This is a genomic window from Actinokineospora xionganensis, assembly GCF_014323725.1.
Classification (GTDB): Bacteria; Actinomycetota; Actinomycetes; order Mycobacteriales; family Pseudonocardiaceae; genus Actinokineospora; species Actinokineospora xionganensis.
In genome coordinates this window covers 286,229-308,502 of the sequence record NZ_JABVED010000003.1, presented here as the reverse complement: position 1 = coordinate 308,502, position 22,274 = coordinate 286,229, and the positions used below count along the sequence as shown (strand labels likewise).

The following is a 22,274-nucleotide window of genomic DNA, read 5'->3' as shown; positions in this document are numbered from 1 at the left end:
CCAAGAGGGCGGCCCCTCCGAAGAGGAACCGCCCTCAGGCAATGCGACAACTCAGCCCGCGGCCTCGTCACCCTCGGCAGGATCCGAAGGCGCGGGAGCCGACAGCTCCACCGGCGGTGAGTCCGGAACCTTGCTCGGCTTCGGCTCGCCCCGGAAGGTGAACGTCGCCTTGTCGTGGCTCTGCTCGTCGGTGCCGTCCCAGCCTTCGACGTCGGTGATGATGATCTGGCCGGGCTGGATCTCCCCGAACAGGATCTTCTCCGAGAGCTGGTCCTCGATCTCGCGCTGGATCGCGCGGCGCAGCGGGCGCGCGCCCAGCACGGGGTCGAACCCGCGCTTGGCCAGCAGCGACTTGGCCTTGTCCGTCAGCTCGATGGCCATGTCCTTGTTCTTCAACTGCTTCTCGACGCGGGCGACCATCAGGTCCACCATCGTGATGATCTGCTCACGGGTGAGCTGGTGGAAGACGATGATGTCGTCGATGCGGTTGAGGAACTCCGGCCGGAAGTGCTTCTTGAGCTCGTCGTTGACCTTGTTCTTCATCCGCTCGTAGTTCGAGCCCTGGTCGATGCCGCCGGTGAAGCCCAAGCTGACGGCCTTCGAGATGTCCTGGGTGCCCAGGTTCGAGGTGAAGATGATCACGGTGTTCTTGAAGTCCACCGTGCGGCCCTGACCGTCGGTCAGGCGACCGTCTTCCAGCACCTGCAGGAGGGTGTTGTAGACCTCCTGGTGCGCCTTCTCGATCTCGTCGAACAGCACCACCGAGAACGGCTTGCGCCGGACCTTCTCGGTCAGCTGGCCGCCCTCCTCGTAGCCCACGTACCCGGGAGGGGCGCCGAAGAGCCGCGAGGCGGTGTAGCGGTCGTGGAACTCGCCCATGTCGATCTGGATGAGCGCGTCGTCATCGCCGAAGAGGAAGTTCGCCAGCGTCTTGGCCAGCTCGGTCTTGCCGACGCCGGACGGGCCGGCGAAGATGAACGAGCCGGACGGCCGCTTCGGGTCCTTGAGGCCCGCGCGGGTGCGGCGGATCGCCTGGGAGACAGCCTTGACGGCGTCCTCCTGGCCGATGATCCGCTTGTGGATCTCGTCCTCCATGCGCAGCAGGCGGGAGGTCTCCTCCTCGGTCAGCTTGAACACCGGGATGCCGGTCCAGTTGGCCAGCACCTCCGCGATCTGCTCGTCGTCGACCTCGGCGACGACGTCGAGGTCGCCGTCCTTCCACTGCTTCTCCCGCTCGGACTTCTGGCCCAGCAGCTGCTTCTCGTTGTCGCGCAGCTTGGCGGCCCGCTCGAAGTCCTGCGCGTCGATCGCGGACTCCTTGTCCCGGCGGACGTCGGCGATCTTCTCGTCGAACTCGCGCAGGTCCGGCGGCGCGGTCATCCGGCGGATGCGCATCCGCGCGCCCGCCTCGTCGATGAGGTCGATCGCCTTGTCCGGCAGGAACCGGTCGTTGATGTAGCGGTCGGCCAATGTCGCGGCCGCCACCAGCGCCTTGTCGGTGATCGTGACGCGGTGGTGCGCCTCGTACCGGTCGCGCAGGCCCTTGAGGATCTCGATGGTGTGCTCAAGGGACGGCTCGCCGACCTGGATCGGCTGGAAGCGGCGCTCCAGGGCCGGGTCCTTCTCGACGTACTTGCGGTACTCGTCGAGGGTGGTCGCGCCGATGGTCTGCAGCTCACCGCGGGCCAGCATCGGCTTCAGGATCGAGGCCGCGTCGATGGCGCCCTCGGCCGCGCCCGCACCGACGAGGGTGTGGATCTCGTCGATGAACAGGATGATGTCGCCGCGGGTCTTGATCTCCTTGAGGACCTTCTTGAGGCGCTCTTCGAAGTCACCGCGGTAACGCGAACCGGCGACCAGGGAACCCAGGTCGAGGGTGTAGAGCTGCTTGTCCTTGAGCGTCTCGGGCACCTCGCCCTTGACGACCATCTGAGCCAGGCCCTCGACGACCGCGGTCTTGCCGACGCCGGGCTCGCCGATGAGGACCGGGTTGTTCTTGGTGCGCCGCGACAGCACCTGCATGACCCGCTCGATCTCCTTGGTGCGACCGATGACCGGGTCGAGCTTGCCCTCGCGCGCCGAGGCGGTGAGGTTGCGGCCGAACTGGTCGAGCACCAGCGAGGAGGACGGGGCACCCTCGCCGCGGCCACCGGACTCGGCTGCCTTCTCGCCGCCCTGGTAGCCCGAGAGCAGCTGCAGCACCTGCTGGCGAACGCGGTTGAGGTCGGCGCCCAGCTTCACCAGGACCTGGGCGGCGACGCCCTCGCCCTCGCGGATGAGCCCGAGCAGGATGTGCTCGGTGCCGATGTAGTTGTGTCCGAGCTGCAGCGCCTCACGCAGCGACAGCTCGAGGACCTTCTTCGCCCTCGGGGTGAAGGGGATGTGCCCGCTCGGCGCGTGCTGGCCCTGGCCGATGATCTCCTCGACCTGCTGGCGCACGCCCTCGAGGGCGATCCCCAACGACTCGAGCGCCTTGGCGGCGACACCCTCACCCTCGTGGATCAAGCCCAGGAGGATGTGCTCGGTGCCGATGTAGTTGTGGTTGAGCATCCGGGCCTCTTCTTGGGCCAGGACGACCACCCGCCTCGCGCGGTCGGTGAACCTTTCGAACATTCTCACTCCCTGACTGCTGCGCCGGCGGCCCTTCTCCACTCTCTTTTAGTGGATTCAGCACCGTGGGACCACTGTAGTAGGCCGGGCGTCAGCTCTCAGTGCCACTGCATGCCCAACACCTTGCTCAGCTACGCCCAGCGGTCCCTTCACCCTCCACAACGTGCGGTGACCGGCGCGGATTCCGCGAAACCGGGGTTGTCCGCTGAGCGCGAACACGCCCGGGTACCAGCCTGCGAGATCACCCGACCGCGCGGTAAGGTTAGGTAAGGCTCACCAAAGAGCCTTCCGAACAGACAGGGCGCCGATGCGACTGATGCCGCGTCCCCCGCACCGCGTGGGCAAGCTCCGGTGACGGCCGGCTACAGCACCAGGCACCTCGACCTGGCCTCGTCCGTCGCCTTCGTCAATGCTCGCCAAGACCGGTTGCGTGTGCATCTCGGGATCCCCGACGAGCCCGGCTGGACGACGTCCGAGGACTTCCTCAGCGATCCCGACGCGGTCCCGGCATGGAGGGCCGACCTGGCCCGATGGATGCGCGACACGTACGGCGAGGCACCGGAGCGCACGGTCGCCGCGTACCTCATGTCCTGGTACCTGCTCACCCCAGGCTTCGCCGCGGGACTGCTGTTCCACCACGCGCGCCGGGTGCCGTCGCTGCGGCCGGAGAACGTCGCGTTCCACCGGGCCATGCCGATGTCGGACCCGGACGCCGTGGCCCTGCTCTCGCCGAGCTTCACCTGCCTGCCCGACGACCCCGCCGCGGACAGCCCGCACGCCGTCGTCGTCGCCGACGAACTCGCGTTGGCAGCTGTCCTGCGCGGCCGGTTCCGGTCGCACGCGGCCCGCTTCATCGCCGTGTTCGGCCCGCGGGTGCGGTTGGGCAACCACACGCTTTGGGGAGCGGCCACGGACGCGCTGGACAATGCGTTTTGGCTGGCCGGTCGCTATAACGGCGACGAAGCCGCGGGCGCATTGGACGCCGCCCTCGTCCTCGGCGCGGGCCATTCACCGTTCACGTCGGCTTCCACGCTGCGACCGACGGCGATTTCCGGCGGTTCCACAGAATGGACCCGCCGCCGCGAAAGCTGCTGCTTCCACTATCTGCTCGAACAGGGCAGCGGAGAGTGCTCGACCTGCCCGCGGCTGTGCCGCAAGCGCTGACATTGCGCTGCCCCACAAAAGCCGGGCAAAAAGCAAGGGGCCACCCGCGGAAGCGGGCAGCCCCTTCCGGGCGGGGTCAGGCCTGCTCGTTGTACGCGTCGAGAACCTCGGACGGGATGCGACCTCGGTCCGACACCTTCATGCCCTGCTTGCGTGCCCACTCGCGAATCGCCTGGTTCTGCTCGCGATCCGCGGTCGCGGCGCGCGGCGCACGACCAGCGGCGGCCTTCGACGCACGCTTGCGACCGCCGGAACGGCGGGCGCTCTCGATGAAGTCGGCAAGCGCCTCACGCAGCTTGTCGGCATTCTTCGAGGACAGGTCAATCTGGTAGGACGCACCATCCAGCCCGAACTCGACCGTCTCTTCGGCCGTCGAGCCGTCAAGGTCGTCAACCAGTGAAACCGTAACCTTCTGCGCCATTGCGCCTCCTCCGGGCGAGAATGTGCCGGCCCATTGAAGTGCCCGGCCGTCACAGGTAGAAATACACCTCGACGGAGGTTAGCGCAAATCGCATGGATTGCGTTAGTGTCCGATACCGAGTCGAGTCATTCCGGGCGAACCAAGGGGAACAGGATCGTCTCGCGGATGCCCAGGCCGGTCAGCGCCATCAACAGCCGATCGATACCCATTCCGACGCCGCCACTCGGTGGCATTCCGTACTCTAGCGCACGCAGAAAGTCCTCATCCAGAAGCATCGCCTCGTCATCTCCGGCCGCGCCGAGCCGCGCCTGATCCTCCAGGCGTTCCCGTTCCACGACCGGGTCGACGAGTTCCGAGTAACCGGTGGCGAGCTCGAATCCGCGCACGTAGAGATCCCACTTTTCGGCGACTCCGGCCACACTGCGGTGCTGCCGGGTCAGCGGCGAGGTCTCGACCGGGAAATCCCGCACGAATGTCGGCGCGAAAAGATGATCACCGACGAGGTGTTCCCAGAGTTCCTCGATCAGCTTGCCGTGGCCCAGCTTCGGATCCACCGAAAGCTCCAGCCGGTCAGCGTGCTTCCTAAGCGCCTCAACGGAAGTCTCCGGAGTGACCTCTTCGCCGACGGCCTCGGAGAGCGACCCGTACATGGTCAGCGTCGTCCACTCGCCGGAAAGGTCGTACTCGGTTCCGTCGTTGAGCGTGACGACCTGCGAGCCGTTGACCGCGTCGGCCGCCTCCTGCACGAGCGAGCGGGTCAGCGCCGCCATCGTGTCGTAGGTGCCATACGCCTCATAGAACTCGAGCATCGCGAACTCCGGCGAATGCGAGGAATCACTGCCCTCATTGCGAAAGTTCCGGTTGATCTCGAAGACCCGCTCCAAGCCGCCCACGACACACCGCTTGAGGTACAACTCCGGGGCGATACGCAGGAACAGGTCCATATCCATCGCGTTGGAGTGCGTGACGAACGGCCGGGCGGCGGCGCCGCCGTGCATCGTCTGCAACATGGGAGTCTCGACTTCGAGATATTCCCGCGAGTGAAAACTCTCACGCAGCGAACGAACCACACCTGAACGCTTGCGGACGGTCTCGCGCGCCTGCGGCCGCAGGATCAGGTCGACATAGCGCTGCCGAATGCGTGTTTCCTCGCTGAGCGCCTTGTGCGCGACCGGCAGCGGCCGCAGCGACTTCGACGCCATCCGCCACTCATTGGCGAGCACCGACAACTCGCCGCGACGAGAAGTGATGACCTCGCCCTCGACGAATACATAGTCACCAAGATCGACATCCGACTTCCACGCCGAAAGGGCCTCTTCGCCGACGTTGTTCAGGCTCAACATGGCCTGGAGTTCGGTTCCGTCGCCTTCGCGCAGGGTGGCGAAACAGAGCTTGCCGGTGTTGCGCAGGAACATGACCCGGCCCGCGACACCGACGATGTCGCCGGTGGCGGTGTCGGTCGGCAGTTCGGAATACGCGGCGCGGACCTTGGCAAGGGTGTGCGTGCGCGGGAGTTCGACCGGGTAGGGATCGACACCGGAAGCGAGCAGCCGTTCCCGCTTTTCCCGACGGATCCGCATCTGCTCGGGGAGGTCGTCGGTGGCAGCGGTGTCTGGAAGCTCTTCGTTCACAGGTCGAAGGGTACGGAAGGGGCTCAGGGCGGCGCACGCGGTATACGGGCTACGGTCGATTCATGGATCACCCGGAACTGTTCGCGGAGCGCGCGAGTTCTTTCGGCGCCAATGCCGCTGTCTACGCCGGGCATCGGCCTGATTACCCGCTCGCGGCGATCGCGTGGGCGCTAGGGGACCGGAAATCCGTGTTGGATCTCGCCGCCGGAACGGGCCTGCTGAGCGAAGGGCTGATACGTCTGGGGTGTTCGGTGACAGCGGTGGAGCCGGACGACGCCATGCGGGCGGAGCTTGACCGCCTGCAGTCGGCAGTGACCGTCCTCGACGGCACCGCGGAGTCCATCCCGGCTGAGGACGAGTCGTTCGACGCGGTCGTCGTGGGGCAGGCGTTTCACTGGTTCAACAACCCCGAAGCGCTGACCGAGATCACCCGCGTGCTGCGGCCGGGCGGAGTGCTCGGGCTGTTCTGGAATCGCGACGACGTGACGGTGCCGTGGATGGCGGGCCTGGCCGAGGCGACCGAGACCAGCATCGGCGCGGCCCTTCTCGTGGGCTGGATGCTCCCCGAGCACGAGCGGCTCACCCGGCGGAGCACACGTTCGTGCCGCACGGGCAACCCCGCACGATCGAGTCGTTCATCGCCACTCTCGGCACACACTCGCAGATCGCGCTGGCACCTCCCGCCGAACGCGCCGCGCTGCTCGACAACGTGCGCGAGTACTTGCGGAGCAGGCCGGAGACGGCGTCGGGTGAATTCATCCGGCCGCTGTCGACCGTGGCCGTGCGGGCGGTGCGGCGCTGATCGCCTGTGAGTGCCTGTTCGGGTGGGGCTTAGGCACGGCTCGGGGCCCTTGGTCCGCTTCCTGGCGGAGCTAGTGGCCCGTCCACTAGCGGTTGCGGTCGAAGACCAGGCGCAGGCCCAGCAGGGTCAGGTCGGGGCGGTGGTGGGCGATGGCGACCGACTCGTCCACCACCAGAGGCGCCAGGCCGCCTGTCGCGATGACCGTCACCGGGCCGCCGTGGCCGGTGCGTTCCAGTTCCTTCGTGATCCGGGCGACGAGGCCGTCCACCTGGCCCGCGAAGCCGTACATGATCCCGGACTGCAGACATTCGACCGTGTTCTTCCCGATCACCGATCGCGGGCGAACCATCTCCACCTTGCGGAGCGCCGCCGCGCGGGCGGCGAGGGCGTCGACGGAGATCTCGATGCCGGGCATGAAGACGCCGCCGAGGAATTCGCCTTTGGCCGAGATCACGTCGATGTTGGTCGAGGTACCGAAGTCCACGACGATGCACGCGGTGCTGAACAGGTGGTGGGCGGCCAGGGTATTGATCACCCGGTCCGCGCCCACCTCCTTCGGGTTGTCCACCAGCAGCGGCACACCGGTGCGCACGCCGGGCTCCACGATCACCCGGTGGACCTTCGGGTAGTACTGAGCCAGCATCACCCGCAGTTCGCGCAGCACCGCGGGCACGGTGGACAGCGCGGAGATGCCGGTGATGGTGTCCGCGTGCTCGCCCAGCAGGCCGCGCATGGTCAGGGCGAGTTCGTCGGCGGTGATCCGGGTGTCGGTGCGCATTCGCCAGTCGCGCAGCAGTTCGCCGTCGTCGGCGTGCACGCCAAGGGCGGTGTGGGTGTTTCCGACGTCGATCGTGAGGAGCATCAGTTCTCGATGGCGAGCAGCGCGTCCAGCTTGGCGGCGTCGACGGTCTCGGCGGGGGCCTCGGCCGTGACGGCCCCGCTGAGCAGGCCGGAGTCGGCGGGCACGTGGGCGGCGTCGGCGCCCTCGTGCACGATCTTGTTGTCCGCGTCGACGAAGACGACCTTCGGCTCGTACGCGGCGGCCTCGGCGGTCTCCATCAGCCCGTAGGCGATCAGGATGACGATGTCGCCGGGGTGCACCAGGTGCGCGGCGGCGCCGTTGATCCCGATGACGCCGCTGCCCCGCTCGCCTTCGATCGTGTAAGTCTCGATGCGGGCACCGTTGGTGACGTCGACGATCGCGACCTGCTCGCCGGGCAGCAGGTCGGCCGCCTCCAGCAGGATCGGGTCGACGGTCACCGAGCCGACGTAGTGCAGGTCGGCCTGGGTGACGGTGGCGCGGTGGATCTTGGACTTGAGCATCGTGCGAAGCATCGTGTCGATCCCTCCTGTCGATTGGGGGGTGTTGAGCTGTGTCAATTCATGTCCGGTGTGCCCAACAGCACGGGGACGTTGTCGATGAGCCGGGTGGAGCCGATCTTGGCGGCGACGAGCAGCCGCGCGTCGCCCTTCTCCGGTGCCGGTCCCAGGTCGAGACCGCGCAGCTCCAGGTAGTCGACCTTGAGCTCCGGCGTCTGGTCGAGCACGGCACGCGCCGCGGCGAGCATGGCCTCGCCGCCGCTCTCGCTGACGTGCGCGCCCGCGGCAAGCGCGGCGGACAGGGTGACCGCGGCGGCGCGCTGCCCGGGGTCGAGGTAGGCGTTGCGGGAGGACATGGCCAGGCCGTCGTCCTCGCGGACGGTCGGCACGCCGATGACCGAGACGTCCATGTCCAGGTCGCGCACCATCTTCTTGATCAGGGCGAGCTGCTGGTAGTCCTTGTCGCCGAACAGGGCGTAATCCGGCCGGACGATGTTGAACAGCTTCGCCACGACAGTGAGCACACCGGCGAAGTGGCCGGGCCGAACGGCGCCTTCCAGCTCGTCGCCCAGCGGTCCCGGGTGGACGGTGACCTGGGCGCCCGGCGGGTAGAGCGCCTCCTTCTCCGGGGTGAACACCAGCTCGACCCGCTCCTGGGCGCAGACCTCGAGGTCGGCCTCCAGCGGGCGCGGGTAGCGGTCGAAGTCCTCGCCCGCGCCGAACTGCAGCGGGTTGACGAAGATCGACGTCACCAGCACGGTGTTCGGGATCCGGCGGGCCGTGCGAAGCAGCTCGCGGTGTCCGTCGTGGAGCGCGCCCATGGTCGGCACGAAAGCGATCTTGCGCCCGGTCGCCCGCAGCGCGCGCGTGGTCTTCGCGACGTCCTGCGGTCCACTGAGGACGTTCAGCTCGCCCGTGGCGAAGCGTGGGGTGGTCATGACGGCTCCTCGGTGATGGCGGCTTCGACGTCGGCGACGAGGTCGGCGCGCAGCAGGCCGGACTCGCTCGCGCGGTGGGCGGTTCGGGCCGCGAGCGCCCGGTAGGCGGGCAGCATCTCAGGGGCGCTGTCCGCGAGCACGCGGACGTGCTTGCGGACGGTGCCCGCGTCGCCGCGGGCCACCGGGCCGGTGAGGGCGCGGTCGCCGTGGCGCAGGGCGTTGTCCAGGGCCGCGGACAGCAGCGGTCCGAGTAGCCGCTCGGGGGTGCCGACATCGGCGGCGCGCAGCAGGTCCGCGCACTCGCCGACCAGCGTGACCAGGTGATTCGCGCCGTGCGCGAGGGCGGTGTGGTAGAGCGGGCGGGCCTTCTCCGGCACCCGCACCGGCTCCGCGCCCATCTCCACGACCAGCGCCTCCGCGACGTTCCACGCGGCGATGTCGTCGTCGGCGGCGGTCACCCCGAAGCAGCACGCCGCGACGCGCTCAAGGTCCTCGGCGCGGCCGGTGAAGGTCATCACAGGGTGCAGCGCGAGGGTCAGCGCGCCCTGCTCGGCGGCGGGGGCCAGCACGTCGACGCCGTGGGCGCCGCTGGTGTGCACGACGATCTGCCCGGGGCGCAGCGCACCCGCGGCGGCGAGGCCCCGGACCATGCCGGGGAGGACGTCGTCCGGGATGGCCAGCAGGACCAGGTCGGCTTCCCGCGCGACCTCGTCCGGCGGGCGGACGGACACGTCGGGCAAGAGGCTCTCGGCTCGGCCGAGGGATGCTTTGGAGACCGCGGACACCGCGGTGACGGCGTGACCGGCACGGCTCAACGCGGCGCCCAGTACGGCGCCTACGCGGCCTGCCGACACGACTCCGACCGCCAACCTGGCTGGCCGGGTCATCGGTTCAACCCGTTCGAGCACATAGTGAATGGCTCCCTATCTCGTTCCAGTCCCGCGACAGTGCTGGGTACCAGACGACGGCGCGAGAGTAGCCGTCCGGCGAGCGCCGCGTGCCGCTCTCGTGACCAGCTTCACCGGTCGGTGCGGTGTCGCCTCCACCACAGTGGTCAGGCGGGCTGCTCGGCCGCCCGCACCGCGTCGGCGCGGCGGACCCGCACCAGCTCGATCAACTCGACCTCACGGTCGCCCGCGTCCGGCCCACAGGTGCCGCGGCGCATCGCCTCACGGAGAAACGCCAGCTCACTGACAGCGGCCTGGTAGTTCCCCACCGCGCGCGCGGCGGGTTTGCCCGCCCGGGCCCGGACCTGCTTGCGCCACTTGCGCCTGCCTTGGAGGCTGGCCAGCAGGTCGACCTCCGAGGCGACGACCCACTTGCTCTCGACCATCAGGGGCAGTGCGGCGGCGACGATCCGCTGCTCGCGCTTGCGGTGCCAGTTGATGAAGATCAGCACGGCGGCGAACAGCGGGACCATCACCAGGAAGTAGACGCTGAGGAACGTCGTGGCCGTCCCAAGCGTGGCGGCGCCGTTCCACAGGGCGTGCAGCAGCGCGGCCACCAGGTATCCGCAGAACGGCGCCAACGCGGCCACCTTCCGCGACTTGGTCGTCGCCGCGATGCCGATCCCGATGCCGATCATGGCGGTGAACAGCGGGTGCGTGAACGGCGAAAGGACGCCGCGCAGGATGAAGGCGGCCACCACACCCGGGGAGGAGCTGTCACCGATGCCGTACTCGGCGAACGCCCGACCGAAGTAGTAGATGTTCTCAGTGAAGGCGAACCCGGCGGCGACGAATCCGGAGTAGACGATCCCGTCCACGACGCCGTTGAATTCCTCGCGCAGGAAAAGGAAGATCCCGAGGACGAACGCGCCCTTCAACGCCTCCTCGAAGAGCGGGGCGGACACGACCGCGCTGATCTTGTCGCCGTTTCCCATGCCCAGCAACAGATCGCCCACCGCCTCCGCGGTGTTGTTGATCAGCAGCGCGGCAATCGTCGCCACACACGCGCCCCACGCGAACGCCAGCCACAGCAACCGGGCGGGCTCCGGCTCCCACCGGTCGATCCACAGGAACGCCGCCACCACCGGCCCCACCGGCAACAGCGCGGCGCCCACCCCGACCAGCTCGGCGACGATCCCGACCCGCGCGGTACTGAGCGCCAGCAGGGTCAGCCCACAGGCCGCCAACACGACCAGGCCCGCGATGGGCAACAGGACGGTGAGCCCGCGGGTGGGCCGAGTGGAAGTGGGAAGTCGATACACGAACAGTGATCTTAGGGCCGACAACGGGTTGCGGGCGCGCGAACGCTCCCAACGGGTGGAAGCGCGACCGGGTCGGGAAGATCCACAAGCTTGGCGATCGTCTTTGTGATGGCCGGCCGCACTCAACGGGTCCTCGATGACCGACCAGTCCACTCGAACGCGGGAATCAGTGCTCGGGCCGGGGGGCGTATGCGTTCCATTCCAGAGAAGACGTTGGAGCACTGGACAAGCATCTACCTGTCGAACCGGTTTCCGAGCGGCGCGATGTGGTGACCCACGTCCGGTGAGGACGTCCTGGCCGAACACCTTGGCTCGCCGCGTCCGGGCCGGGAAAGACGTTGGCTCTGAACTGAAGACGACCGAGGTGGCCGGCGCAAATCACGTGCTGTGGATCGACACACGCCAGTTGGATCGCTATCCCAACCCACCGTTCGGACCGCCCCTGCCGGTCTACTACGTGTTTGCGCCACCGCCGTGGACCGGACCGCTGACCTCCTGGTCAGGGACTACACCCATGGCTCCGACCGCGACGAGCACGACGCCACCGCAGGGGTGGCGACCGATCGTCCACGGACCGTCGTCGGCAGTTCGCCTGCCGGGTCCCTGCGCGCACGACAGCTCAGAATGTCCAGACCGCACCGGCTTGGACAGCGAACATGGCGAAGTCCCGCTCGCCGACGATAGCTCGACGCATGACGGCGGCTCGCGATAGCCGCTGAGACGAGAGGCTCCGACTTTGTCCGAAAGCAGCTCCCGGCGGTGGTGCTAGTCGTCGCGGCGGCGGCGGCGGCCGGGGGTTGTCGTGCCGCCGTGGGCGGCCAAGAGGTCCTTTACCGAGGTGCCCTCGGCGTGGGAGCCCGCGGGTTCGGTGGTGGTGTCCTGCCACGGTGGGGTGCCCTCGGACCGGCGCCTGCGTCCGCCCTCGTCGTCGTCCGGTTTCGCGCGGCGGCCGGTGGGGGCCGGGGCAGGTGTTGCGTCCGCCGATCGGCGGGCGGTCGGCGTAGGCGCGGGTTCGGCTGATCGGCGGCCTGTCGAGGGGGTGGCTTCCGCCGACCTACGGCCTGCAGACCGCGACCGGGATTCGTTCTCCTCGGTCGCCTCGGCCGCGCGGCGGTTGGTGGGCTGGTAGCCGCTGGTGTCGGCGGGGTTGGCCTCGGCCGACCGACGGCCTGGGGTCACCGGGGGGAACGTCCCAGTCGGCGCGCGCCTGCGGCCGCCGTCGGAGTCGCCGCGCACGGGTGGAGCCACGCGGGCGTCGACGGGTTCGACCGCCGTCTTGTCAGTGAGCCGCTGCGGGGCCGGGGGTTCGTGGCGGCCTCGCTGGTCGGCGGCGTCGGGGCGTCGGGGGCCGTCCTGCGCCCAGGTGCCGGACCTCCCCGCCGATTCCGCCGGGTGCCGGGTGCCACGGCCGCCGTCGTCCTCCGGTGCCGCGTGCCGCATGCCGAGACTGGTCTCGGACGGTCGCTCGGGCATATCCCGCCGCATGCCCAAGCTGGTCTCGACCTGCCGCTCACCACCGCGCCCCATACCCAGGCTCGTCTCAACCTGCCGCTCAACACCGCGCCCCATGCCCGTGCCGGTTTCGGCACGACGCTCAGGTGCTGCCTGTCCCGGCTGCGACCGCACGTCGGGACGCACGCCGAGGCTGGTCTCCGCCGGGCTCTCCAGCCCGGCCGCCACCCGCTGCGCGCGGCGCATGCCCGCGCTTGTCTCGGCGGCCGGGTGGACCGGCCGGATGCCCTTGCCGGTCTCGGCGGCCGGACGTTCGACGGCGGGTATCCGGCGGATCGGCTGGATGCCCTGGCTCGTCTCCGGGTGACCGGCCCCGTTCTGCACCGCCGGACGCATGCCCTGACTCGTCTCGGAGCGACCCGGCGAGCGCATCCCCTGACTCGTCTCTGGATGTCCCGGCGAGCGCATGGCCTGGCTGCTCTCCGGGTGGCCGGACCTGTTCGACGCGACCGGGCGGATGGTCTTGCTCGTGTCCGGCGCGGATCGGGCGAGGGTCCGCGGGTCCGCCTGGCGGTGTGCCTCGTTCGGGTCTGCGGGCCGCATGCCCTTGCTGGTCTCGGTGGCCGGGTGTGCGGTCGAGCCGTTCGGCAGCCGCGCCGGGCGGGGCTCGCCTGCGGGCCGCATGCCTTTGCTGGTCTCCGCGGCCGGGTGCTCAGCCGACCCGTTCAGCCGTTGCGGCACGCGGACGTCCGAGGAGTCCGACCCGGTGGGCCGCGCGGCCGCGGAGCCGTTCAGCCGCTGCGCCGTCGAGCCGACCGGCAGCTGCGCCGGGCGCATTCCCTTGCTCGTCTCAGGTTCGGCCGACCCGTTCTGCGCCAGTTGCCGCCGCAGCGGTTCGACGGGGTGGGGACGCACCGGCTCTGGGCGCCTGCCGTTCTGGTCGGTCCGGATCCGGGGCTGCTCCCCCGTCTCCCACGACGGCGTCCAGTTGGGGTCGATCGGCTCGCTGTCCGGACCGTCGATGAACCACCGGTCGGACACCTCGGCCGGATGCGGGGTGAAGTCGGGGCGGCGTTTGCGTGGCTGGGCCTTCGCGTCCGCGCGGATCCGCTCGATCATCTCCGTCTCGGCGTCGCCCGGGACGGACTTCCCGGCGGTGAGACGGCGGAGCTGGGCGGCCTGTCCGGCGCCGACGACGCGCTGGTCGCCGTCGACCGACCGCATGCGGGTGGCCTCGGCCCGCAACGCGATGCGCTCGACAAGGACTTCTCCGCCGCCGAGCAGCTTCTCGAGGTTCTCCCGCATGGCCCGAAGCTCCTCGCGGAGTTCGGCCAGGTCGTCGCGGGCCTCGGCTTCGAGCTTGGCCCGCGCCTCGGCTTCGGCTTCCAGTTCGAACTCGCGGCGGGCGGCGACCTCGCGTTCGAGTTCCAGTTCATAGACCTTGCGCAGCGCTTGGGCGTCCTCGGCACGGTCGGCTATCTGTCTGCGGTACTTCGCGGCGAGGAAGGCACCCGCGAGGGCTGCCCACAACGCGGCTAATACGCCCAGGCGCATCCAGCGAACAGAGTCGCTGACGACCAGGACGGCGGTCGCGGCGAGTGCGAGACCGACCGCGGCGGCGAGCATGATCCGCGCGCTCGAAGAGCGCGCTTCCCGCTCCGCGGTGGCGTCCGTCCGGCCCGTCATGGGCCCTACCGTACCGGGCCGTTACCTTGGCGAGACCAAACGGAGGTCATTCAGTGTTCCGAAACCGGTCCTGGCGCAGGTCATCGCGGTCGTCCGGGGTCCGGCAACAATGTTCGAGCCACAGCGCCGCGGCGATTAGCAAGATCGAACAAACAACGCCGATGACCGCGCTCGGGATGTCCGATTTCGCGGCGGCCACCCGCGCGCTCTCCGGCACCACATATGCCAGCACGGCCACCCAGGCGCCGAGCATGATCGCGCCGAGCAGTGACGAGGCCTTCGCGAGCGCCACCGCGCGGGCCGCGGTCAACGCCTGCACGGGTTTGCCCGAGGTCGCCCGGATCCGGCCGCGCAGCCCGAACCCGAAGACCGTCTCGACGATCGCGAGGACGAACAGCGTGAGGCCCGCGAACGTCGGCAGCGGCGGCAGCTCGCCGTAGAGCAGTCGGATGCCGAGGTAGACGCCGATAGCGGTGACAGCGCCCGCCGGGACCAGATCACGAGCCTTGGTGAACCTCACCGCGCTACTCCTAGGTCAAGGTCATCGCGCCTGCGCACGCCCCCGGTGTCCAAGGTAGCGAGAAGATCGCGAGCGGAGCCGCGTCCGGGGACCTCGGCGTCCGGCTCGATGTCCAGCCAGGGGATCAGCACGGTGGCCCGTTCGTGCGTGCCGGGATGCGGCAGCAGGAGGTCGGGATGCTCGCCGCGGACGCCGTCGACCGTCACCACGTCCACATCGAGCGTGCGCGGCCCCCAGCGCAGCGTTCGGACGCGGCCCGCCCGGTTCTCGAGCTCCTGCGCGCGCCGCAGCCAGCCCCACTCGTCGGTGGCGTCGTCTTCGACGATCAGCACGGCGTTGAGGAAGTCCGGCTGGTCGGTGACTCCCCAGGCGGCCGTCTCGTAGACCGGCGAAACCGCGATCAGGACGTCCGCCAGCCCGTCGACGGCGATGCGGAGGTTGGCGGCGCGGTCGCCGAGGTTGGACCCGATCGACAGGACCGCCCTGGTCACCGGCTGCCCTTCGACCGCCGCGACCGCCGGACGGTCACGGCGACGTCGGCGAAGCTCAGCGGGATCGGCGCGCTCGGCTTGTGCACCGTCACCTCGACGGCGTGGATCCGGCTGTCCTTCATCTCGCCGTCGGCGATCTCGCCCGCCACCGTCTCGATGAGATCGCGGGCCGGGCCCGCGACGATCGCGGCGGCGCGCTCGGCGAGTTCGCCGTAGTGGACCGTGTGGCGCAGGTCGTCGGTCGCCGCGGCCTGGTCAAGGTCGATCCACAGCGTGATGTCGATGACGAAGTCCTGGCCGTCACGCTTCTCGTGGTCGAAGACGCCGTGGTTGCCGCGGACCTTGAGCCCGGTCAGCGTGATCCGGTCCGTCACCGGGAGGCTCCTTTGATCGCCGCGGCCACCGCGACCGCGTCCAGCGAGCGGTCGACGTCGTGCACCCGCACACCCCACGCGCCCGCCGCGGCGGCGAGCGTCGAGATGGCGGCGGTCGCGTCCTCGCGGCCGTCGGGCGGGCGCGGTGTGCCGTCCTTGTCCGCGAGCAGCGTCCCGAGGAAACGCTTGCGTGAGGCGCCGACCAGGACCGGGAATCCGAGGTCGATGAGGACGTCGAGCCTGGCGAGCAGCGCCCAGTTGTGTTCGGCGTTCTTCGCGAACCCGAGTCCCGGGTCGAGCGCGATCGCCTCCTGGGCGACGCCCGCGGCGACGGCGGCGTCCACTTGGGCCAGCAGTTCGTCGCGCACTTCGGCGACGACGTCGGTGTAGTCGGCCAGCGAGTCCATCGTCCGGCTGTGCCCGCGCCAGTGCATGAGGATCCAGGGCGCCCCGGTGGCGGCGGCGACACCGGCCATCGCCGGGTCGGCCAACCCGCCGGACACATCGTTGATCACCGACGCCCCAGCGGCGACGGCCGCCTCCGCGACCTCCGCGCGGGTGGTGTCGACACTGACCGCGACACCTTCTGCGGACAGCTGCTTTACCACCGGGATCACGCGCCGGATCTCTGTCGCCGCGTCGATCCGCGAAGCACCGGGCCGGGTGGACTCACCGCCGACGTCGATCAGGTCCGCACCACGGCGCCACATCGCGACCCCGTGCGCCACGGCGTCGTCGACGCCGACGTAGCGACCACCGTCCGAAAAGGAGTCCGGGGTCACGTTCAGCACCCCCATGACCGCGCAGCGGCCGGGATCGGGCAGTGCGGTCACCTAGTCCGCCCATTGATCAGCTCGATCGCCTCGGCGCGCGACGACGGCGACGATTTGAGAATCCCCCGCAACGCCGAGGTCGTGGTTCGCGCACCGGGTTTGCGAATTCCGCGCATCGCCATGCAGAGGTGCTCCGCCTCGATGACCACAATGACCCCGCGGGGTTCGAGCTTCTTCATCATGGCGTCCGCGACCTGCGACGTCAGCCGCTCCTGCACCTGGGGGCGCTTGGCGTAGAGATCGACGAGACGGGCCAGTTTGGACAGTCCGGTGATTCGCCCTTGCTCATTCGGGATATAGCCGACGTGCGCTACTCCATGGAATGGCACCAAATGATGTTCGCAGGTGGAAAACATCGGAATGTCAGTGACCAATACTAATTCATCGTGACTTTCATCGAAAGTTTTGTTCAGGACCGACTCTGGGTCGGTGTAGAGCCCGGCGAACAGTTCGGCGTAGGCGCGGGCGACGCGGGCCGGGGTGTCGACCAGGCCGTCGCGGTCCGGGTCCTCACCGCAGGCGAGCAGAAGTTCGCGGACGGCTTTCTCGGCGCGGTCCTGGTCGAAGACCGGGGCCGAGACGTCGTACGTCCCGGCCCCGTTCCTGCGGCTGTCGTTCATCGGAACCTCCGAGATGGGCTGGCTATCGCCACCATCCCATTAGGAACCCTGCGGGCGCCCATCGGAGTCCTGATCCCGCCCTGTGGAACCCGTCTCGCCACGCTGTTGCTGCTGCTGTTCGTTGTGCCGCTCGCCCCACGACGGCTGCCACGACTGGTGCGGGCCGCCCTGGTGCTGCGGGTGGCCGGACGGCGTCGTCGCCGGGGTCCAGCCGGGCGGGGCGCCGTAGTGCGGCGGTCCCGCGTGCCTGCCGGTGCCTTGGGGCTCGGGCGGGCGGCCGTACGGCGGCGGCTGCTGGCCTTGGCCGTACTGCGGCGGGTTGCCGTAGGGCGGCGGTGCGCCGTACGGCGGCGGGGCGCCGTTGGGACCCGCGCCGTTGCCGCTGGGCGGCGGCTCCGGGTTGGTCCGCGGCGGTCCGCCGGGCAGGTCCTGGCCGCCTGGCGCGACGGCCACCGGGGTGGGCTCGGGCTCCGGCCAAGGCTCGCCGCGCTCCTTCGCGAGTTCGCGCGGGGTCTTGATCGGCGGCTTGTCCGACGGGGTGCGCTCGCCGAAGTCGTTGAACGCGGTGATCCGGGGGCGCTTCTCGACGTTCGAGAAGATCCGCTCCAGGTCCTTGCGCGTCAGCGTCTCCTTCTCGAGCAGCTCGACCACCAGTTCGTCGAGCACGTCGCGGTAGGTGTTGAGCACGTCCCACGCCTCGGTGTGCGCGGCCTCGATGAGCTTGCGCACCTCCTCGTCGATCTCGTGCGCGACCTCGAGCGAGTAGTCCGGCGCGTGGCCCATGGAGCGGCCGAGGAATGGGTCGCCCTGGTCCTGGCCGTACTTGACCGCGCCGAGCCGGGCGCTCATGCCGTACTCGGTCACCATCGCCTTGGCGATCTTGGTGGCCTGCTCGATGTCGCTGGACGCGCCGGTGGTCGGCTCGTGGAAGACCAGTTCCTCGGCGGAACGGCCACCCAGGGCGAACACCAGGCGGGCGATCATCTCCGAGCGGGTCATGAGCTGCTTGTCGTCCTCGGGGACGACCAGCGCGTGCCCACCGGTGCGACCGCGCGGAAGGATCGTGAGCTTGTAGACCGGCTCCAGGTCGGGCATCGCCCACGCGGCTAGCGCGTGGCCGCCCTCGTGGTAGGCCGTGATCTTCTTCTCCTTGTCGGAGATGATCCGGCTCTTGCGCGCGGGACCGCCGATGACCCGATCGACCGACTCCTCCAGCGCGGCGCCGTTGATCAGCGACCCGTTCTGGCGGGCGGTGAGCAGGGCGGCCTCGTTGAGGACGTTGGCCAGGTCGGCGCCGGACATGCCGACGGTGCGCTTGGCCAGGCTGTGCAGGTCCGCGTCGGGCGCCATTGGCTTGCCCTTGGAATGCACCTCCAGGATCCGCTTTCGGCCCATCAGGTCCGGTGCGGACACCGGGATCTGCCGGTCGAAGCGGCCCGGGCGCAGCAGCGCCGGGTCGAGGATGTCGGGCCGGTTGGTCGCCGCGATCAGGATGATCCCGCCGCGCGCGTCGAAGCCGTCCATCTCGACGAGCAGCTGGTTGAGGGTCTGCTCGCGCTCATCGTGACCGCCGCCGAGGCCCGCGCCGCGCTGGCGGCCGACCGCGTCGATCTCGTCGACGAAGATGATGCACGGGGAGTTCTGCTTGGCCTGCTCGAACAGGTCGCGCACCCGCGAGGCGCCGACACCGACGAACATCTCGACGAAGTCCGAGCCGGAGATCGAGTAAAACGGCACGCCCGCCTCACCCGCGACAGCGCGGGCCAGCAGGGTCTTGCCCGTTCCGGGGGGACCGTAGAGCAGGACGCCCTTGGGGATCTTGGCGCCGAGCGCCTGATACCGCGCGGGGTTCTGCAGGAAGTCCTTGATCTCGTAGAGCTCCTCGACCGCCTCGTCGGCGCCCGCCACGTCGGCGAACGTCGTCTTCGGCATGTCCTTGGGCAACTGCTTGGCCTTGGACTTGCCGAAGTTGAGGACCCGGTTCCCGCCGCCCTGGACGTTGTTCATCATCCACATGAGCAGGAGCAACAGCAGGGCCAGCGGGATCAAGAAGATCAGGATCTGGGTCAGGAACGAGTCCTGGGTGACGACTGTCTTGAACTCGGTCCCGGTCTTGCCGATGATCGAGTCGAAGATCTGCGAGGTGGCACCGGCCGGGTACTGGGAGATGATCTTGGTGACCTGCTGCCCATCCTGGTCGATGGGCGCGTTCAGGGTCAGCTTGAGCTGCTGTTCCTTGTCGCCTAGCTCGGCAAGCTTGACGTTGCCGGATTGGATCTGCGCGACGGCCTTCGACGTGGGCACGGACGTGTACCCACGGGTGTCGTCGAACAGCATGCTGAAGGCGAAGTAGAGCAGCAACACCGCCAGGATCCAGAGCAGCGGGTTGCGAAGCAGGCGCTTGCGGTCCATGCACTTACGGCCGGCGAGCGGCCTCCACCCTCCCTGACTTGCACGCGAGGGCAATGACGACCATTACCCGACCGGACGGGGCACTCCGGTCTCACCAGAGTACCGCCCGCTTTGTCCCCCTCACCGAATGAAGCCCGGTGAGGGGTCCATCGTTGTCAACGCCGACTGGGCGCTGTCAGTTCCCAGGTCAGGGTTACGAGGTGTAGACCTTGGGGTCAAGCGTGCCGATGTAGGGCAGGTCGCGGTAGCGCTCGGCGAAGTCCAGGCCGTACCCGACGACGAACTCGTTCGGGATCTCGAAGCCGACGTACTTCACCGGGACGTCCACCTTGACCGCGTCCGGCTTGCGCAGCAGCGTGACGACCTCAAGGGACTTCGGGTTGCGCGAGGCGAGGTTCTTGAGCAGCCAGGACAGGGTGAGCCCGGAGTCGATGATGTCCTCGACGATCACCACGTCGCGGCCCGCGATGTCGCGGTCGAGGTCCTTGAGGATGCGGACCACGCCGGAGGACGAGGTGGCCGAGCCGTAGGAGCTGACGGCCATGAACTCCAACTGGACCGGGACGGGCAGCGCGCGGGCGAAGTCGGTCATGAACATGACCGCGCCCTTGAGCACTCCCACCAGCACCAGGTCGGTGCCGTTCTCCGGGTAGTCGTCGGCGACCTGCTTGGCCAGTTCCGCGACCTTCTCGCCGATCTGCTGTTCGGTGATCAACACGGAGGCGATGTCGCCGTCGTACACGGGGCCCCTCTCAACGTTCATGCTTGTCGCAAATCAGCCTGCCATGCGCGCGCCTCGCCACCAAGCCGCCCGGCAACGCGGTCCCGCCCTGTCCTCGCCAGTTTCCGACCAGGTCGTCGGTGGCTCGCAAGTGCGCGTCGGTCAGTTCAGGTGTCCCCGCGCGGATCAGCCAGGTGCGCAGGACCCGCCTACGCAGGGCCGGGGGCGCGGACGTGAGGTCCGCCACTCGCAGGTCGTCGCCGTCCGTGGCCGCTTCGAGCAGGTCCGCGGCAAGGTCGTCCAGGGCTGCGAGGTCCTCACGCAATTGCGCGGCGGTACGCGCGAGGGCGGCGCTGACACCGCCGTTGAGGACGTCTTCGAGCAGCGGCAGGACTTCGCGGCGGAGGCGGACACGGGTGAAGCGGGAGTCGAGATTGTGCGGGTCCTGCCAGGGGGTCAGCCCGAGCGCCGCGCACGCGGCCTCGGTGGTCTGGCGGGTCACGTCGAGCAGCGGCCTGCCCCACGGGGGATCGATCGCGCGCATCCCGGCGATGGAGCGGGGGCCGGAGCCGCGGCCGAGTCCGAGCAGGACGGTCTCGGCTTGGTCGTCGCGGGTGTGTCCGAGGAGGACCAGGCCACCGTCGGACCCCGCGCGTAGAGCGGCGTAGCGGGCTCGGCGGGCGGCGGCCTCCATGCCCCCGGCGCCGGAGACGACGACCGGGAGCACGCGCGCGTCGTCGAGGCCGAGGCTGGTCAGTTGGTCCGCGGTTCGCTTAGCCGTGTCGGCCGAGGCCTCTTGCAGTCCGTGGTCGACGGTCAGGCCGACGACTCGCAACCCCATACGCGACCCGACGTGTTGGGTGGCCGCGGCGAGTGCGAGCGAGTCCGCGCCACCGGAGACCGCCACGCAGACGTGCGACTCGGGACTCGCCTCGGTGAGCAGCTTGCGGACGGCCAGCCGCACCTCGGCGACCGCGGGATGGGGCTTGCCGGTCACGGGTGCGCGACGCGACGCAGCCAGGCGTCCGGGTCGGCGATCTCCGAGCGCAGCGGCAGCGTCTCCGGGGAGTTCCACACCTTGTTGAAGCCATCCATGCCGACCGCGTCCACGACGTGCTTGGTGAACCGGGCGCCCTCGGCGTACTGCTTCATCTTCGCGTCGACGCCGAGGAGGGTGCGCAACACGCGGTCAAGGACCCCGCCACCGCGCCTGCGCACGGTGAAGCGCTGGCGGATGGTGGCGACGCTGGGCACGACGAGCGGTCCTACGGCGTCCATCACGTGGTCGGCGTGGCCTTCGAGCAGGGTCGACAGGGCGATGAGCCGGTCGAAGATCTCGCGCTGCCCGGGCGACTGGAGCAGCTCCATGATCCCCACCGGGTCCGGGCGTGACCGGGCGGCCTTGAGGACCTCGGGCAGCCTGGTGAAGGCGTTGTTCGCGCTGTCGTCGAGCCCGCTGATGAAGCTCGCGACCTGGTCGCGGAAGTAGTCGCGCAGCCAGGGGACCGCGGTGAACTGCAGCCGGTGGGTGCATTCGTGCAGGCAGACCCACATCTGGAAGTCGTCGGACGGCACGTCCAGCGCCCGCTGCGCGGCGACGATGTTGGGCGCGACGAGCAGGAGCCTGCCGCTGCCGCCGCCGAAGGGGTCGTACTGGCCGAGCACCCGGCTGCCGAGGTAGGCCAGCACCATGCCCGCCTGCAGCCCCGAGCCGGCCGCCAGGACGCTGCCCGCGACCTTGCCGGGCCGCTGCGGCAGGGCGCCCGCGGTGAGGGCGGCGATGCTGTCCACGGCCGCCTCGACCCAGCCGTCGCGGTCGACCACATCGCCCTCGAGCAGCGGCAGGTCGAGGCCGAGACCGGTGAGCTCGCGGACGTGCCCCTCGGCCACCGTGGTGATCGCGCGCAGGTGGGCGACCGTCTGGTCGGCCTCCTCGCGGCTCACCGCCGGGCCGGAGCGCACCAGGCGCTGGGCGGTCGAGACCGCCAGATCCCAGTCGACCGGCGAGACCTCGCCCGTCGACCCGGCCATGTCCGCACTGGTCGCCGCGTTCACACCCGCGACGCTACC

The 22,274-nt window shown here is 69.5% G+C and carries 21 protein-coding genes and 1 pseudogene; 3 read left to right on the top strand and 19 right to left on the bottom strand.

Features of this window, described 5'->3' with window-relative positions; translation table 11 throughout:
• Positions 1-51: 51 nt before the first annotated feature.
• Positions 52-2,613, bottom strand: coding sequence for an ATP-dependent Clp protease ATP-binding subunit (locus GPZ80_RS07715; protein ID WP_187219478.1), 2,562 nt, complete (start codon positions 2,611-2,613; stop codon positions 52-54).
• A gap of 348 nt (positions 2,614-2,961) precedes the next feature.
• Between GPZ80_RS07715 and GPZ80_RS07710 the strand changes: the two genes are divergently transcribed.
• Positions 2,962-3,774, top strand: coding sequence for a (2Fe-2S)-binding protein (locus tag GPZ80_RS07710; protein WP_187219476.1), 813 nt, complete (start codon positions 2,962-2,964; stop codon positions 3,772-3,774).
• Positions 3,775-3,850: 76 nt separating this feature from the next.
• On the opposite strand, the gene GPZ80_RS07705 is transcribed toward GPZ80_RS07710, so the two are convergent.
• Both GPZ80_RS07705 and lysS read right to left on the bottom strand, forming a co-directional pair.
• Positions 3,851-4,195: a histone-like nucleoid-structuring protein Lsr2 gene (locus tag GPZ80_RS07705; RefSeq protein ID WP_187219474.1), complete on the bottom strand. Its 345-nt coding sequence runs from the start codon at positions 4,193-4,195 to the stop codon at positions 3,851-3,853.
• A 125-nt stretch (positions 4,196-4,320) separates the two neighbouring features.
• Complete coding sequence (lysS, locus tag GPZ80_RS07700) at positions 4,321-5,775, bottom strand: lysine--tRNA ligase (protein ID WP_187219783.1); 1,455 nt, start codon at positions 5,773-5,775, stop codon at positions 4,321-4,323.
• 113 nt (positions 5,776-5,888) lie between these two features.
• On the opposite strand from lysS, the pseudogene GPZ80_RS33635 reads away from it, so the two are divergent.
• A pseudogene (locus tag GPZ80_RS33635) lies at positions 5,889-6,224 on the top strand (class I SAM-dependent methyltransferase); the annotation flags it as partial.
• Here the strand turns inward: GPZ80_RS33635 and GPZ80_RS33630 are convergent.
• The gene (locus tag GPZ80_RS33630; protein WP_312880213.1) at positions 6,218-6,436 is read right to left on the bottom strand and encodes a hypothetical protein; all 219 of its coding nucleotides are present in this window, start codon (positions 6,434-6,436) and stop codon (positions 6,218-6,220) included. The pseudogene GPZ80_RS33635 and the gene GPZ80_RS33630 overlap by 7 nt on opposite strands.
• Here GPZ80_RS33630 and GPZ80_RS33625 point away from each other — a divergent pair.
• Positions 6,428-6,628, top strand: a complete 201-nt coding sequence (locus GPZ80_RS33625) for a hypothetical protein (RefSeq protein WP_312880212.1) — start codon at positions 6,428-6,430, stop codon at positions 6,626-6,628. The two genes, GPZ80_RS33630 and GPZ80_RS33625, sit on opposite strands and share 9 nt — an antisense overlap.
• A gap of 85 nt (positions 6,629-6,713) precedes the next feature.
• Here GPZ80_RS33625 and GPZ80_RS07690 read toward each other — a convergent pair whose 3' ends face one another.
• The 15 genes from GPZ80_RS07690 to GPZ80_RS07620 all read right to left on the bottom strand — a co-directional run bounded on the left by GPZ80_RS07690 (position 6,714) and on the right by GPZ80_RS07620 (position 22,235).
• Positions 6,714-7,490, bottom strand: coding sequence for a type III pantothenate kinase (locus GPZ80_RS07690; protein WP_187219472.1), 777 nt, complete (start codon positions 7,488-7,490; stop codon positions 6,714-6,716).
• On the bottom strand, positions 7,490-7,963 hold the full coding sequence (gene panD / locus GPZ80_RS07685) for an aspartate 1-decarboxylase (protein ID WP_187219470.1): 474 nt from the start codon (positions 7,961-7,963) through the stop codon (positions 7,490-7,492). Before panD ends, GPZ80_RS07690 begins: the two co-directional genes overlap by 1 nt.
• A gap of 41 nt (positions 7,964-8,004) precedes the next feature.
• Complete coding sequence (gene panC, locus GPZ80_RS07680; RefSeq protein ID WP_187219468.1) at positions 8,005-8,886, bottom strand: pantoate--beta-alanine ligase; 882 nt, start codon at positions 8,884-8,886, stop codon at positions 8,005-8,007.
• A complete protein-coding gene (locus GPZ80_RS07675) occupies positions 8,883-9,773 on the bottom strand; it encodes a Rossmann-like and DUF2520 domain-containing protein (RefSeq protein WP_187219467.1) in 891 nt (296 codons plus the stop codon). Before GPZ80_RS07675 ends, panC begins: the two co-directional genes overlap by 4 nt.
• 167 nt (positions 9,774-9,940) lie before the next feature.
• On the bottom strand, positions 9,941-11,095 hold the full coding sequence (locus GPZ80_RS07670; RefSeq protein WP_312880180.1) for a PrsW family intramembrane metalloprotease: 1,155 nt from the start codon (positions 11,093-11,095) through the stop codon (positions 9,941-9,943).
• 765 nt (positions 11,096-11,860) lie between these two features.
• Positions 11,861-14,233: a DUF6779 domain-containing protein gene (locus GPZ80_RS07665; protein ID WP_187219465.1), complete on the bottom strand. Its 2,373-nt coding sequence runs from the start codon at positions 14,231-14,233 to the stop codon at positions 11,861-11,863.
• 46 nt (positions 14,234-14,279) lie between these two features.
• Entirely contained in the window at positions 14,280-14,753 is a 474-nt protein-coding gene (locus tag GPZ80_RS07660) for a DUF3180 domain-containing protein (RefSeq protein ID WP_187219463.1), read from the bottom strand.
• Positions 14,750-15,244: a 2-amino-4-hydroxy-6-hydroxymethyldihydropteridine diphosphokinase gene (folK, locus tag GPZ80_RS07655; protein WP_187219461.1), complete on the bottom strand. Its 495-nt coding sequence runs from the start codon at positions 15,242-15,244 to the stop codon at positions 14,750-14,752. The genes GPZ80_RS07660 and folK overlap by 4 nt, the downstream gene beginning before the upstream one ends.
• Positions 15,241-15,618, bottom strand: a complete 378-nt coding sequence (gene folB, locus GPZ80_RS07650) for a dihydroneopterin aldolase (RefSeq protein ID WP_187219459.1) — start codon at positions 15,616-15,618, stop codon at positions 15,241-15,243. The genes folK and folB overlap by 4 nt, the downstream gene beginning before the upstream one ends.
• Positions 15,615-16,451: a dihydropteroate synthase gene (gene folP / locus GPZ80_RS07645; protein WP_187219457.1), complete on the bottom strand. Its 837-nt coding sequence runs from the start codon at positions 16,449-16,451 to the stop codon at positions 15,615-15,617. The genes folB and folP overlap by 4 nt, the downstream gene beginning before the upstream one ends.
• Positions 16,448-17,071, bottom strand: coding sequence for a GTP cyclohydrolase I FolE (gene folE / locus GPZ80_RS07640; RefSeq protein ID WP_187219455.1), 624 nt, complete (start codon positions 17,069-17,071; stop codon positions 16,448-16,450). The genes folP and folE overlap by 4 nt, the downstream gene beginning before the upstream one ends.
• Positions 17,072-17,110: 39 nt before the next feature.
• Positions 17,111-19,483: an ATP-dependent zinc metalloprotease FtsH gene (gene ftsH / locus GPZ80_RS07635; RefSeq protein WP_187219453.1), complete on the bottom strand. Its 2,373-nt coding sequence runs from the start codon at positions 19,481-19,483 to the stop codon at positions 17,111-17,113.
• Between the two features lie 193 nt (positions 19,484-19,676).
• Complete coding sequence (gene hpt, locus GPZ80_RS07630) at positions 19,677-20,225, bottom strand: hypoxanthine phosphoribosyltransferase (protein ID WP_187219781.1); 549 nt, start codon at positions 20,223-20,225, stop codon at positions 19,677-19,679.
• A gap of 10 nt (positions 20,226-20,235) precedes the next feature.
• Positions 20,236-21,201 (bottom strand): tRNA lysidine(34) synthetase TilS, encoded by a 966-nt coding sequence (tilS, locus tag GPZ80_RS07625; RefSeq protein WP_187219451.1) that lies wholly within the window; start codon positions 21,199-21,201, stop codon positions 20,236-20,238.
• Entirely contained in the window at positions 21,198-22,235 is a 1,038-nt protein-coding gene (locus tag GPZ80_RS07620) for an Rv3626c family coenzyme F420 biosynthesis-associated protein (protein WP_187219780.1), read from the bottom strand. The genes tilS and GPZ80_RS07620 overlap by 4 nt, the downstream gene beginning before the upstream one ends.
• Positions 22,236-22,274: the final 39 nt, after the last annotated feature.